This window comes from Mycobacterium timonense (assembly GCF_025821985.1).
Lineage (GTDB): Bacteria > Actinomycetota > Actinomycetes > Mycobacteriales > Mycobacteriaceae > Mycobacterium > Mycobacterium avium.
Genome location: NZ_JACKSY010000097.1, coordinates 139,260 through 152,054 on the forward strand (window position 1 = coordinate 139,260; position 12,795 = coordinate 152,054).

Annotated in this window: 11 protein-coding genes and 2 pseudogenes; 8 read left to right on the plus strand and 5 right to left on the minus strand. The window is 64.0% G+C overall.

Annotated features, from left to right (window positions below):
• Positions 1-3 precede the first annotated feature (3 nt).
• Positions 4-783 carry an SDR family oxidoreductase gene (locus tag H7I87_RS21355; RefSeq protein WP_083071348.1) on the plus strand — a complete coding sequence of 260 codons (780 nt, stop codon included), beginning with the start codon at positions 4-6 and terminating at the stop codon, positions 781-783.
• A 44-nt stretch (positions 784-827) separates the two neighbouring features.
• Here H7I87_RS21355 and H7I87_RS21360 read toward each other — a convergent pair whose 3' ends face one another.
• Positions 828-1,655, minus strand: coding sequence for an enoyl-CoA hydratase/isomerase family protein (locus H7I87_RS21360; RefSeq protein WP_023862370.1), 828 nt, complete (start codon positions 1,653-1,655; stop codon positions 828-830).
• Positions 1,656-1,822: 167 nt separating this feature from the next.
• Between H7I87_RS21360 and H7I87_RS21365 the strand changes: the two genes are divergently transcribed.
• The 3 genes and pseudogenes from H7I87_RS21365 (at position 1,823) to H7I87_RS21375 (ending at position 4,638) form a co-directional block, all read left to right on the plus strand.
• The gene (locus H7I87_RS21365) at positions 1,823-2,653 is read left to right on the plus strand and encodes a mycofactocin-coupled SDR family oxidoreductase (protein ID WP_023862371.1); all 831 of its coding nucleotides are present in this window, start codon (positions 1,823-1,825) and stop codon (positions 2,651-2,653) included.
• 12 nt (positions 2,654-2,665) lie between these two features.
• The gene (locus tag H7I87_RS21370) at positions 2,666-3,463 is read left to right on the plus strand and encodes an SDR family oxidoreductase (RefSeq protein ID WP_023862372.1); all 798 of its coding nucleotides are present in this window, start codon (positions 2,666-2,668) and stop codon (positions 3,461-3,463) included.
• 61 nt (positions 3,464-3,524) lie between these two features.
• Positions 3,525-4,638, plus strand: a pseudogene (locus tag H7I87_RS21375) (cytochrome P450).
• 4 nt (positions 4,639-4,642) lie between these two features.
• Here the strand turns inward: H7I87_RS21375 and fadD4 are convergent.
• Positions 4,643-6,169 carry a fatty-acid--CoA ligase FadD4 gene (fadD4, locus tag H7I87_RS21380; RefSeq protein WP_083071347.1) on the minus strand — a complete coding sequence of 509 codons (1,527 nt, stop codon included), beginning with the start codon at positions 6,167-6,169 and terminating at the stop codon, positions 4,643-4,645.
• Between the two features lie 109 nt (positions 6,170-6,278).
• On the opposite strand from fadD4, the gene H7I87_RS21385 reads away from it, so the two are divergent.
• Positions 6,279-6,896, plus strand: coding sequence for an isochorismatase family protein (locus H7I87_RS21385; protein WP_031345242.1), 618 nt, complete (start codon positions 6,279-6,281; stop codon positions 6,894-6,896).
• On the opposite strand, the gene H7I87_RS21390 is transcribed toward H7I87_RS21385, so the two are convergent.
• A complete protein-coding gene (locus H7I87_RS21390; protein WP_023862275.1) occupies positions 6,880-7,491 on the minus strand; it encodes a TetR/AcrR family transcriptional regulator in 612 nt (203 codons plus the stop codon). The genes H7I87_RS21385 and H7I87_RS21390 overlap by 17 nt on opposite strands.
• Positions 7,481-8,476, minus strand: a complete 996-nt coding sequence (locus tag H7I87_RS21395) for a Rieske 2Fe-2S domain-containing protein (RefSeq protein WP_062886339.1) — start codon at positions 8,474-8,476, stop codon at positions 7,481-7,483. Before H7I87_RS21395 ends, H7I87_RS21390 begins: the two co-directional genes overlap by 11 nt.
• 191 nt (positions 8,477-8,667) lie before the next feature.
• On the opposite strand from H7I87_RS21395, the gene H7I87_RS21400 reads away from it, so the two are divergent.
• The 3 genes and pseudogenes from H7I87_RS21400 (at position 8,668) to H7I87_RS21410 (ending at position 11,791) form a co-directional block, all read left to right on the plus strand.
• The gene (locus H7I87_RS21400) at positions 8,668-9,663 is read left to right on the plus strand and encodes an LLM class flavin-dependent oxidoreductase (protein ID WP_083071346.1); all 996 of its coding nucleotides are present in this window, start codon (positions 8,668-8,670) and stop codon (positions 9,661-9,663) included.
• A gap of 76 nt (positions 9,664-9,739) precedes the next feature.
• On the plus strand, positions 9,740-10,522 hold the full coding sequence (locus tag H7I87_RS21405) for a FadR/GntR family transcriptional regulator (protein WP_083071354.1): 783 nt from the start codon (positions 9,740-9,742) through the stop codon (positions 10,520-10,522).
• Positions 10,523-10,560: 38 nt separating this feature from the next.
• Positions 10,561-11,791: pseudogene (locus H7I87_RS21410) on the plus strand (CaiB/BaiF CoA transferase family protein).
• Positions 11,792-11,825: 34 nt separating this feature from the next.
• Here the strand turns inward: H7I87_RS21410 and H7I87_RS21415 are convergent.
• Positions 11,826-12,674: an acyl-CoA thioesterase gene (locus tag H7I87_RS21415; RefSeq protein ID WP_023862279.1), complete on the minus strand. Its 849-nt coding sequence runs from the start codon at positions 12,672-12,674 to the stop codon at positions 11,826-11,828.
• Positions 12,675-12,795: the final 121 nt, after the last annotated feature.

The window sequence follows — 12,795 nt, forward strand, 5'->3', positions numbered from 1 at the left end:
TTGGTGACTGTAGCGAAATTCGAAGGTGCGTCGGCGATTGTCAGCGGCGGTGCGGGCGGCCTGGGCGAGGCGACGGTCCGTCGGCTCCATGCCGACGGACTCGGCGTGGTGATCGCCGATCTCGCCGCCGACAAGGGCAAGGCGCTGGCCGACGAACTGGGCAGCGGGGCACTGTTTGTCAGTACCGATGTAACCAGTGACGACAGTGTGCAGGGCGCCATCGACCAGGCCAACCAGCTCGGTCGGTTGCGCTACGCGGTCGTTGCGCACGGCGGCTTCGGGGTGGCCCAACGAATCGTGCAGCGCGACGGCAGTCCCGCCGACATGGCCGCATTCACCAAGACGATCAACCTGTATCTCAATGGCACCTACAACCTGACACGGCTGGTAGCGGCTGCGGTAGCCACCACCGAACCTCGTGAGGATGGCGAACGCGGTGCCATCGTCATGACGGCATCGATCGCCGGCTACGAAGGCCAGATCGGCCAGACCGCCTACGCTGCAGCGAAAGCGGGCGTCATCGGCCTGACCATCGCCGCGGCCCGCGACCTGAGTTCGGCGGGCATCCGGGTCAACACCATCGCACCCGGAACAATGAAAACGCCGATCATGGAGTCGGTCGGCGAAGAGGCCATCGCCAAGTTCGCCGCCAACGTGCCGTTTCCGAAACGGCTGGGTACGCCCGACGAATACGCTGACGCGGCGGCGTTCCTGCTGACCAACGGTTACGTCAACGGCGAGGTACTCCGCCTCGACGGCGCGCAGCGCTTCACTCCGAAGTAACCCATGCGGACGGACGGGCCGGCCTCGCGCCAGCTGTAGCGGCGCTACAACCGGCCCTCCACCCGGAGTTTCGGGTGCACCCAGTTCGGCGAGTTCCTCTGCTTGAAGGCACGGAAGCCCTCGGCTGCCTCGGGACCGAAAAGGCTGGTCGTCATGCCGATGCGGTCGTACAGCCCGAGATAGTTGTCCAGGCTTGCCTTGACCACCCCGCGTGCTCCCGGAGCCGTCCGGCAGCATTGCGCAAGCAACTCCTTGGCGACGCTCAACAGGTCGTCGTGCGGAACGACCCTGCTCACCATGCCCCAGTCGAGCGCCTCCTCGGCACTCAGCGTTCGTCCGGTGAACATCAGGTCCTTGGTCCGGACCGGTCCGATGAGCCGAGCCAGCACCTGGCTGTAGTACGTGTCGGCGATGCCACGGAACAATTCCGGCACCCGGAAGACGGCCCGATCGCTTACCACGGCGAGGTCGCTGCACATCGCGATCTGCAGGCCACCACCCTGACAGATGCCGTTGACCGCGGACACGACCGGCTTGGCCGACTGCCGCAGTGTGTCGAACGGCGTCACGTCGGTGCCCAGGGTGGATGCGAAGTCCATCCAGTTGTCTGCTGCTTTCTGACCCAGGTCACCTCCCGGCGCGAAGACGTCGCCGGTGCCCGTGATCAGCAGGCCCGCGAGGTCGGGGTCGGCATTGACGCGACTCACCGCGTAACGGATCCCGAAGTACATCGCGGGCGTCATGGCATTCCGAGCCTCGGGGCGGTCCAGGGTGCAGATCGCAAACGCGCCTTCGCGTTCGAAGCGCAGGAACGGGGTGCCCAACCAGTCACCATCGGGAGGACGGGGACCGCCGCTGAGGCCATCGGACATGTGGGAATTCCTTCCAGAGCTCGACTGTTTCGCCGCAATCAAAGTAGCGAAATAGTTGTACGATTCCAATCTCCCGGCGTAGCATCCTCCACGTGGCGCCCGTCACTTGAGTGCGCCCGCACCAACCCGCACAGCGCGGCCACTACGCAGCTACTGGAGGCAAACGAATGGGTTCACTCGACGGCCGGGTCGTCTTCATCACCGGCGCCGCCCGCGGGCAGGGCCGCTCGCATGCGGTCATGTGCGCCGAGCAGGGTGCCAACATCGTCGGAGTCGACATATGTGAAGACCTCGAGGTGGTGCCCTACAAGCTGAGCTCCTACGAGGACCTCGAGGAGACGGCTCGTCTGGTGGAAAAGACCGGGCAGAATATGCTTTTCCGCAAGGCAGACGTGCGCGACAAAGATGCCCTGCAGCAGACGTTCGACGCGGGCGTCGAACAGTTCGGTCACATTGACACCGTCATCGCCAACGCCGGCGTGGTGTTGACCAATCCCGACGAGCGGGACGCCTCCGAAGCGTTGCGACTCGGCCTCGACATCATGCTCATCGGGGTGTGGAACGCCTTCCAGGTGGCGATCCCCCACATGAAGGAACGCGGTGAGGGTGGCAATCTGATCGCGACGAGTTCGATGATCGCCCTGCTGGACCTCACCGACGGCCGCGGCGGCAGCGATGCCTACTTGATGTCGAAGGTCGCCGTCGTCGGCCTGGTCCGCGCGTATGCGGCCATGCTTGCCCCTGACCGCATTCGCGTCAATGCCGTGGCGCCGACGAACTGCGCGACGCCGATGATCACTGACAACCCGGCTCTGTTCAAGGTGATCGAGGACAACCCTCGCATGGTCAATGCGGTCCAGACCGCGCTGCCGGACTTGCCGCTGATCGAGCCACGCGACGTCAGCAACACGATCCTCTTCTTGCTCAGCGACGCGGGCCGTTCGTTCACCGGAAGCATGCTCAAGGTGGATGCCGGCATGGACGTGCGGCGAGGCTAGTCGGCGCACCGGATGCATTACCGTATCGACAGCCGATCGGCGCTGGTCGTCGGCGGCAGCAAGGGAATCGGCTTCGAGGTCGCCAAACTGCTTGCCGCGGAAGGTGCGCGGGTTGGGATACTGGCGCGGACTAAGACCGATGTCGACGCCGCGGTCGAGGCAATCCGCACTGAAGGGGGCACTGCCATCGGTGTCACTGCCGACGTGGCCGACGACGGGCAGCTCACCGACGCCGTCCGCGAGATTGCGGCCCAGCACGGGGCACCGCTGATCGTTGTCGGCCAAGCTAAATACCAGCGGCCCGGCGATTTCGCCGACATCACCGATGTCAACGTCTACCGCGAGTCCTTCGAAATGCACACGATGAGCCAGATCCTGCTCTTGCGAGCGGTTCTGCCGGCGATGCGGGACGCGGGCTGGGGCCGATTCGTGCACATCGGATCGGCGACCGCCAAGGAGCCGGCGGGCAACATCCACCACGCAGTGGCCAACACCAGTCGGCCGTCGACGATCGGCCTGCTCAAGACGGTCTCCGACGAGTACGCCCAGTACGGCATCACGGTCAACACCGTCGCGCCCGGCTGGATTGAGACTGAGAACGCAGTGGCCTACCTGGAGCAGCACCTCGGCGCGAGCACCGATCAGGAGCGACGCGAGTTCATGCTGCGCGAAGCTCGGGTGCCGGCAGCGCGAATGGGCAAACCGAGCGAGATTGCCTCGCTCATTGCCTATCTTTGCTCGGAACCTGCCGGCTACATCACCGGAAACTGGATCGAAGTCGACGGAGGTCTGCACCGATCGGCATTCTAACTTTTTATGAGAACACGTGGAAACCGTTGGTGCACCTGAACTCTCCTTCGCCAGTCTGCCGATGGCAGCGGACCGCGGAGTGGGGTGGAAGGTCCTTCGCGACGCAGGGCGGGTGGTGTCCATCGACGGAATCTTCTATCTGACCCACCGCGAGGACGTGCTGGTCGCGCTGCGCGATCCGGAATTGTTCTCCTCGAAGAAGGCTTTTGACGTGCTCGGCAGCCCGCTGCCGTTGGTGCCCATCTCGTTCGACCCGCCAGAGCACACCCGGTTCCGCAAGATCCTGCAGCCCTTCTTCAGCCCGCACACGTTGAAAGAGATGCTGCCCTCGCTGCAACAGCAGGCGATCGAGATCATCGGGCGGGTAGCCGACAAGGGCGAGTGCGAAGTCGTGGCCGACGTGGCGATCCCGTACCCCTCGCAGGTATTCCTGACCTTGTTCGGGCTGCCGCTGGAGGATTGCGACAAGCTCGTCGCGTGGAAAACCGCGGTCATCGCGATCTCGGAAGCGCCGTCACTGGATGATGCCGACCTGACGCCGGCACTCGAATTGGTCGCGTACCTCACCGAGGCGATCAACGCGCGGCGGGCCGACCCCGGCCCGGACATCTTATCGCAGTTGCTCAATGGCGAGGAGCCACTCGGCGACGCCGAAATCATGGGCCTGAGCTTCCTTTTCGTCCTGGCCGGGCTGGACACCGTCACCGCGGCGATGAGTTCCGCACTGCTGGAGCTCGCCCGCAACCCCGGAGCTGAGGGCCACCCTCCACCACGATCCCGATCAGATCGATGTGTTCGTCGAGGAGATCGTCCGGCTGGAGCCGCCGGCGCCGATGCTGCCCCGCGTGACCACCACCGAGGTCACCATCGGGGACGTCACGCTGCCCGCCGACACCATGGTGCGGTTGTGTGTCGCTGCCATCAATCGCGACGACAGCGACGAGATCTCGACCAACGACGTGGTGATGGATGGAAAGGTGCACCGGCACTGGGGCTTCGGTGGCGGGCCACACCGCTGCCTGGGGTCGCACCTGGCCCGCCTCGAGCTGAAGCTGATCGTGGCCGAATGGCTCCGGCGCATTCCCGAGTTTTCGGTGAAAGTCGGTGAGGAACCGCAGATTGTGTTCCCCGCGAGCACCTTTTCACTTGAGCGCGTGCCTCTGAAACTGGGCTGATCGCCTATCCCTTCGCCGAATACTTGCCGACGAGCTGCTGCTTGTACAACTTACCGGCATCGGTCCGGGGCAGCTGCGCCTCGAACGAGAGAGACCGCGGACACTTGTAGTGCGCCAACCGGTTTCGCAGCCACTCCAATAACTCTGCCGCGAAGCCGTCGTTGGCATCAGCCGGATCTACCGTCTGCACCACGCCTTTGACAGTCTGACCCATCTCGTCATCCGGAATACCGAAGACTGCCGCGTCGAGCACCTTGGGATGGGTGATCAGCAGGTCTTCGGCTTCTTGCGGGTAGATGTTCACCCCACCCGAAATGATCATGTGATGACGGCGATCAGTGAGATAGAGGTAGCCGTCCACGTCGAGATAGCCGATGTCACCGACGGTCACCCAGCCGTGCGCGTCGTGGGCCGCCGCCGTCTTTGCATCGTCTTTGAGGTACTGGAACGAATGCCCTCCCTCGTAATAGATCTCGCCGGGCACACCGGGCGGTAGCTCATGGCCGCTCTCGTCGAGGATGTGTGGGACCCCAACCAAGGGTCGGCCGACCGAGCCGGGGTGGGTCAGCCAGTCCTCGGCGCGGATGAACGAGGCTCCCACCGCCTCCGAAGCGGCGTAGTACTCGTCGATGATCGGCCCCCACCACGCGATCATCTGTTTCTTGATGTCCACCGGGCATGGCGCGGCCGCATGCACCACCCGCTGCAGGCTGGAAACGTCGTAGGACATGCGCACCGCTTCAGGCAATTTGAGCATACGCACGAACATTGCGGGAACGAATTGGGCGTGCGTGATGCCGTAGCGTTCGATGCACTCGAGCGCCTCTTGCGGGTCGAACTTCTCCATCACGACGGTCGTGCCACCCAGCGACTGCACCGCCATCGACCAGAAAGACGGCGCGGTGTGGTACAGCGGCGCCGGGCTCAGATACACCGACTCGCTGGTGATTCCGACGGCATTCATCAACGGCATCAGGATGTTGGGTGCTTCGCTTGGTGGTAGATGCGGAAGCTCACGGCGGATCCCCTTGGGTCTGCCAGTGGTTCCCGACGAGTACTGCAGCAGATCGCCTTCGCTTTCGTCGGGGATCGGCGTCTCGGGTTGGTCGGCAACACATTCCGGGTAGCGGTACCATCCGTCCAGATCGTCGTCGGCGATCAGCAGCAGCTCAGGTAACCCCCTGGGGGAATGCTCGGCAAGGCCTTCGCAGACGTCGCGAGTCGCGCGTGACCCGATCAGCGCCTTTGCCGAACTGTTGTCGACGATGTATGCGGCCTCGGCGGCCGTCAGGTGAGTGTTGATCAACGTGTAGTACAGACCGCTTCGGCGCGCCGCCCACATCGCGGCATGGACGTGTTCATTGTTCTCGAGTAATGCCGCAACCGTGTCGCCCTCGCGAAGTCCGGCGGCATACCAGAAGTGAGCCAGACGATTGGCACGCTTCTCCAGCTCGGCAAAGTCGATCACCGTGCCAGTCCGAGCGAGCACCAGGGCAGGTTTACCGGATGAGATGTGATCGCGGATCTCCACGATTTCACCTTAGAGTCTTCCGAGGTAAAGAAGGCGAAACTCGATATTTTGTAAGGGATCTACCGAATTTTTCGTCACAGGTGTCAAAAAAATGGACTAGGGTGCAGGGATGGCTTCGACACTATGTGATCCTGAGACCACGGCCGTCGTCTGTGTGGAATGCCAGAACGGTGTGTTGGGGCCCGAGTCCGTTTTGCCCGCCTTGGCCGCCGACAGTTCCGAACTCGTCTCGGGCGTACGCCGACTTCTCGATTCAGCCCGCCGGTTCGGCGCACGAGTGGTGCATGCGACCTACGAGGGCACCCTCGGTGGCCGGCCGACCGGGACGGCGCGCCTCTGGCGAGCACTGGGCCCGGCAACGGCGCACTGGGCTCCCGGAAGCGTTTCCACCGCAGTGCTTCCCGAGCTGCTGGCGCCCACCGATCTGGTGCTACCGCGCCATCACGGCCTATTTCCCACGCTCGATTCCGAACTACTGCCCGTGCTCAAAGGCTTCGGCGTGGGCACCATCGTCCTTGCCGGCGTTTCGCTGAACCTGGCGATCACCCACACTGCAGGGCATGTTACGCAGGCGGGTTTCGAACTCGTCGTCCCGCGCGACGCCGTCGGCGGCACCCCCAAGGACTATGCAGAACAGGTGCTGGACAACACTATTGCCGTGCTGGGTCGGCTGACCACGATCGATAAGCTCATCGACGAATGGACATCGGTCAGGTCTGACCGTTGACCGTTCGCCACAGCATCTCGGTGGCCGCCATGAGCACCGCTTGGCGCGTCGTCGACGGGACCTCGTTGTGGCGAACCATCAGCCATGACCGTTCGAGCATCGCCATAATCACCAGCCCGGTAGCCACGGGGTCAAGGTCGGGCGGTGTCGGCGCCATCTTTGCGATGCCCTCACCGAGCGCGGCGGCGGTTCGGCGGTGCGAGCGGGCGACCGCGGCGCGGAATTTGCGATCGGGAGGCATGTCCTCGGTGGAGCGGATGACGAACGCACCGTTGCGGTCGAGGTAGTCGAAGTAGCCGGCAACCCAGACCTCGACGTCCTCCCGGCTTGGCGGGCTTTCCTGCTCCATGAAACCCTCGACAACCGCCAGCGCTTCGCGGTAGGTGTCGGTGCCGAGCTCGATGAAAAGCTCGGTCTTGTCGGAGAAGTAATAGTAGAAGTTCGCCCGGGTGACCGGCGCGAGGTCAGTGATGTCCTTGATGGTGACGCCCGAGAAACCCTTGCGCGCAAACGCGGTCCGCGCAGCGTCCAGGATTGACTCTCGGGTGCGGTCGGACTTGCGTGTTACCCGCGGGGGCGAGCCCTCAGACACCATGCGCGACCGGCTCAGCGGCGGCCTCCGGTTCGGGATAAAACCCGCTCGCCCACCGACGCAGCGCGCGAAAGCCTGCCGCCTCCGAGGTCGCCAGACCCGGCGGTTCGAGGTACTTCTGGTGCTCCCAGATCCTGATGTCGTCGGGCAGGGCGAGTTTCGCTGCGGCCAGACGCGCCTCGAAATCATCCGGGCCTTCTGACGGTTCCTCGCTGATCCAGTAGCCGGCGAAGATGTCGGATCTGGTGTCGTCCACCGGTGTCGCGCAGATGGAGATGACTCGGATTCCGTCGCGGATGTGTTCGCCGTTGTAGCTGAGCCCGATTCCTGACCAATAGATTTCGATCGTGTTCATCGTGTCGCCGGTGCGGTCCAGGCCGTCGCTCCACCTCCGGCCAAAGCCGACCTTGGCCGACCAGGTCGAGCTATCGGTGCTTTCACGCAGTACCACGGGACTGATCGGGGTGCGATGGACGAATTGGAAGTGGTGGGGATCGACGGCGTTCTCGGCGATCACCTGGGGATGCACCTTTACCCGCTCATGCCGCGTCCGGCATTCGGCGCCAAAGGGGTGGAACCGCCGCGAGCGGACATGATCTCCGAGCACCGCGAAAGCGTCGGGCGGCTCCCATAGCGGCTCCCGGCCGGCGCTGTCGTGCCAGATCAGGATCGAGTCGTTGATCTCCGCGACCGGATAGGCACGTACTCGTCGGGCCTTGTTGGGTCGATCCTGGTACGGGATGTGGACATTGCGTCCGGCGCCGTTCCACACCCAGCCGTGAAACGGGCACTGGATGCCTTCTTCGACGACGCACCCACCGTGGGCCAGGCTCGCGCCAAGATGTTGGCAGTGCGCGTCAAGCACCTTCACCACCCCGTCCAGCTGCCGGAAGGCGACCAGGTCTCGGCCGAAGTAGTGCAGTGGGACGACCTCGGCGACGGCGATGTCGGCGCTCCAGGCCACCTGGAACCAACCGGTGGGCAGCATGCTCGGCAAGGTATGCACGGCCGGAGCCTCCTTTCCCTAGGACAGCTGGCGGTAGCACCAATCACAAGGCTACCGATTTTTGACACTTTTGTCTAAATTATTCTGGGTCCAGGCGATGGCATCACTGCGCAGCGCGAGTAGAATCACATATCTTACTAGGTTACTTATGTAGCGGACGGATGTGAGGACAGATGGGGTGGGGTCTGCCATGGCCGGGAGCTGCGCTGGCGGCCCAGGCGGAGACCGCCGGAGCGCAGGCGTTTTGCGCCGGTGAATTCGCCGACCTCAACGGCTACATAACAGCCACCGAGATGGCCCTCGGTACCTCGCGGGCGAGCATCGGTCCGGGGATCGCCTATGCGTTCGCCCGGTCCCCGTTCGTACACGCAGCGGCCGTCCGACACCTCTGGACACTCGCGCCGGGCAGGGTCTTTCTGGGACTCGGGTCGGGCACTTCGCGGATGAACAAGGACTGGTTCGGTGTCGACGCCGCCCACCCGGCCCCCCGAATGGCCGAGTTGATCGAGGTGATCAGGGCATTCCTGCACGCCGAGAACGGAGAACGCGTTCGATACGAGGGCCGGTTCTACACGATCGACGCCGACATCCGCGCACCCGTGCTCGGCCGGTTGGACGTGCCTATTTTGATCGGCGCCTTCAACAGGCTGATGCTGCGGACGGTAGGCGGCACCGCCGATGGCGTGCTGGGGCACGGCCTGTTCACCGATCGCTGGTGGACGGAAGTCGTCGAGCCCGAACTGGGCCGTGGCGCCGAATCAAGCGGACGCGACGCCGCCAAGCTTCGCCGCTGGGGTTGGGTGATCACCGCGATCGACAATGATGATCCAGCCCGCGCTATTCGGGATGCACGGCTCCAGATTGCCTTTTACTTCACCGTGAAGACCTACGACGCACTCGCCGAATTGCACGGTTGGACCGACGAGGTCGCCGCGATCCGCTCGGCCTTCCGCCGCGGCCAACCGGAAACGATCGCCGACCACGTCACCGACGATATGCTGTGGTCGATCGCGATCTGCGGCGACGACAGTCAAGCGCGCGACATGCTTGCAAGTCGCAAACGACTGCCTGACATGGCGTTTGCAGCGCCGCCGAGCTTCCTGGTTGGAGGGCGACGGCGCGCCCGCTATGGCGCGGCCGCGACGCGGGTTCTGTCGCAGCTGCACTGATGCACGCAGCGGGTATCCCGGATCTGCGCCTTACATGGTGTACTGAGTAGTACATGTCGAGCTTCAGGAGGTCGTGATGCCCAAGCGGGAAGCGCTCGCGTCTACGACCGTGTCAGAGAACAACGGAGCGGTGCGGTCGCCCAAGACGGCAGAAATCGTGGCGGACACGTTACGGCGGATGATCGTCGAGGGGCAGCTCAAAGACGGCGACTTCCTACCCCATGAAGCCGAACTCATGAATCACTTCCAGGTCAGCCGGCCGTCGCTGCGAGAAGCAGTGCGGGTCTTGGAGTCCGACCGTCTCGTGGAGGTGCGGCGCGGCTCACGCACCGGGGCCCGGGTTCGCGTCCCGGGCCCCGAGATCGTCGCGCGGCCGGCGGGCTTCCTGCTCGAGATGGCGGGAGCGACGCTCGCGGACGTGATGACGGCACGGATGGGCATTGAACCGTATGCGGCCCGGCTGCTCGCGGAGGATGGCACCGCTGCGGCCCACCGCGAGTTACGCGAACTCATCGAGGAGATCCCCGCTGCGTGGGAGACGGGCAAGCTGGGCGCGGCGTCCACCGCATTGCACCGCCGGCTAGTCGAACTGTCGGGCAACGTGACACTGACCGTGATCGTCGGCATGCTGCACGAAATTTTCGAAAGGCACATGACCGCAGCATTTCTCAGCGTTCAGAACGTCGTGCCCAAGGTTCAGTACACCAAGCTGATGCGGTCCTACACCCGACTCGCCGACTTGGTGGCCGCCCGGGATGGCGCTGAGACCGAGGCGCATTGGCGGCGACACATGGAGAACGCCAGCGCTGAGCTACTCAAGGGCTACGAGAAGACGAAGGTCCGAGACATCATGCATTGAGTGGGCCCCGTGGCCCACCCTCACTTGAAGGACATCTGATGCATAAGCCGCTCAACGGAGTTCGCGTGCTCGAGATCGCCCAGTTCACCTTCGTTCCTTCGGCGGGCGCGGTGCTCGCCGACTGGGGCGCCGATGTGGTGAAGATCGAGCACCCCGTCACCGGCGATGCCCAGCGTGGATTGGTCAAGGTGTTGGGCGCCGCGGCGACGGTTCCCGGATCCTCGTTCGCGCCGATCATGGAGGCGCCCAACCGTGGAAAGCGCAGCGTCGGTCTGGCACTGGACAATTCGGAGGCGCGTCCCCTGGCTCGACGAACTGATCCGCCGTAGCGACGTCTTCCTGACGAACTACCTGCCCTCGACGCGGGCGAAGCTGTCCGTCGACGTCGAAGACGTCCGCCGCGTCAACCCCGACATCATTTATGTCGTCGGTACCGGATTCGGCTCCAACGGGTCTGACCGCGATGCCGGAGCCTACGATGCGACGGCGTTCTGGGCCCGCGGCGGCAGCGCAGACGGCCTCACACCGCCCGGTGCTGAGCATATTCCGTTCATGCCCACGGGAGCATACGGCGACAACATCGGCGGGATTACCATCGCCGGAGGGGTGGCGGCGGCACTCTTCGGCAGACAGGTCACCGGAGAACCGTCGGTGCTTGACGTCTCGTTACTTTCCGTCGGCGCCTGGGCAACCCAATTCAGCGTGAACATGGCGATGCTGATGGGCGGCCCACTACCCAAGGTCGATCGCCGCACCCAAGCCCCGGGCAACCCTCTCACCGGTGCCTATCGCACGTCGGACGGAAGGTTCATCCAATTGTCGATGCTTCAGCCGACGCGATACTGGCCGGAATTCTGCCGAGTCATGGGTCTGCATGACGTCGCTGAAGATCCCCGGTTCACAACCCTCGAGGCGATGGTCGAGCACAGCGAAACTGCCCAACAAATCGTTGCGGACGCGATCGGCAACTTGAGTTTCGCCGAATGCCAAGCCTTGCTGCGCAAGGGGCGAGGGCAGTGGGCACCGGTACAGGACGCCTGGGAAATCGCCAATGACGAAGCACTGACAGCCAACGGTCGCATCGTCGAGATCGTCGATGCCGAAGGTCATCCGCAGAAGTTGGTAGCCAGCCCCGTGCGGTTCGACGACGATCCCGCAAGCCTGACCAGAGCGCCCCAGTTCGCCGAACACACCGATGCAGTCCTGCGTGAACTGGGCATCGATGACGACCGCCTTATTGAACTCAAGGTCGCGGGCGCGATCACGTGATCTCGACGCTACGCCTCCGTCGATCGCTTGACTGTCACTGCTCGGCGAAGTACCCCTCCTGGGTTGCGACGCACACCAATTCGCCCGACCGGTTGTACAGGGTCCCGGTCGCCAAACCGCGGCGGCCGACAACGCTGGGCGAGGATTGGTCGAAGAGCAGCCAGTCGGTGAAATCGGCAGCACGGTGAAACCAGATGGTGTGATCGACTAGCGCCGACGGTCGAGGCCCCATCGGGGTAGTGCGCATCGTCGTCATCGCACACTCGAGCAGTGTGAGCGCGCTGAGATAGGCCACCACACAACTGTTGACCATCGGATCTTCGGACACCTCACCGTCAGCGCGAAGCCAGATCCGAAGCCGCGGTGGCGGCGCATCGGAAAGGTCAAGGGCGACCCGCGGCGGCGTGTCGACGTACCGCATGGTGAATGGTCGTCGCAGCGGCCACCAGTCACCGAATTCCTCGGCGTAGGGCGCCAATAGATCGTCGAGTCCATGGACCGCGTCCGGCCCCGCCACGTCCGGCATTCGTTGTTGCCAGTCGACGTCGTCGGCCACGATTGTGAACGAGGCGAGCGCCTCGCAGAGGACGACTCCCGACTGGCTCGCGGTCACCCGACGTGAGGAGATGGTGCCGCCGTCACGTAGCGGGGTCACGTCAAACTGGATCGGCTGCCTTGCGTCACCTCGCCGCAGAAAGTACATGTGCATACTGTGCGCCGGTCGCCCGAGTGTCGTCCGGCCGGCCGCCATCAACGCCTGTGCGGCGACCTGGCTTCCGATGATGTGGTGGTTGGGAGTGTCGGGTTGAGTGCCCACGAACGCTGTGTCATCGATCTGTTGCAGGTCCAGCAGACGGAGCACGTCTTCGAGCGTCGAGATCATGTAGGCATGCTAAGCACATCGGCGCCGGCCGCACCCGGCGGCACCGCACTTGTCGATACGCCGCAGCTCAAAAGCACTGTTGTGCAGTGTCATCCGTCGACCTGTCGTGGTCGGTCTGCCT

Coding starts and splice junctions, on each gene's coding strand:
- H7I87_RS21360 (WP_023862370.1), bottom strand. CDS start 1,655: ATGTCCGATGGCCTCAGCGGCGGTCCCCGTCCTCCCGATGGTGACTGG.
- H7I87_RS21365 (WP_023862371.1), top strand. CDS start 1,823: ATGGGTTCACTCGACGGCCGGGTCGTCTTCATCACCGGCGCCGCCCGC.
- H7I87_RS21370 (WP_023862372.1), top strand. CDS start 2,666: ATGCATTACCGTATCGACAGCCGATCGGCGCTGGTCGTCGGCGGCAGC.
- H7I87_RS21385 (WP_031345242.1), top strand. CDS start 6,279: ATGGCTTCGACACTATGTGATCCTGAGACCACGGCCGTCGTCTGTGTG.
- H7I87_RS21390 (WP_023862275.1), bottom strand. CDS start 7,491: ATGGTGTCTGAGGGCTCGCCCCCGCGGGTAACACGCAAGTCCGACCGC.
- H7I87_RS21395 (WP_062886339.1), bottom strand. CDS start 8,476: ATGCTGCCCACCGGTTGGTTCCAGGTGGCCTGGAGCGCCGACATCGCC.
- H7I87_RS21400 (WP_083071346.1), top strand. CDS start 8,668: ATGGGGTGGGGTCTGCCATGGCCGGGAGCTGCGCTGGCGGCCCAGGCG.
- H7I87_RS21405 (WP_083071354.1), top strand. CDS start 9,740: ATGCCCAAGCGGGAAGCGCTCGCGTCTACGACCGTGTCAGAGAACAAC.
- H7I87_RS21415 (WP_023862279.1), bottom strand. CDS start 12,674: ATGATCTCGACGCTCGAAGACGTGCTCCGTCTGCTGGACCTGCAACAG.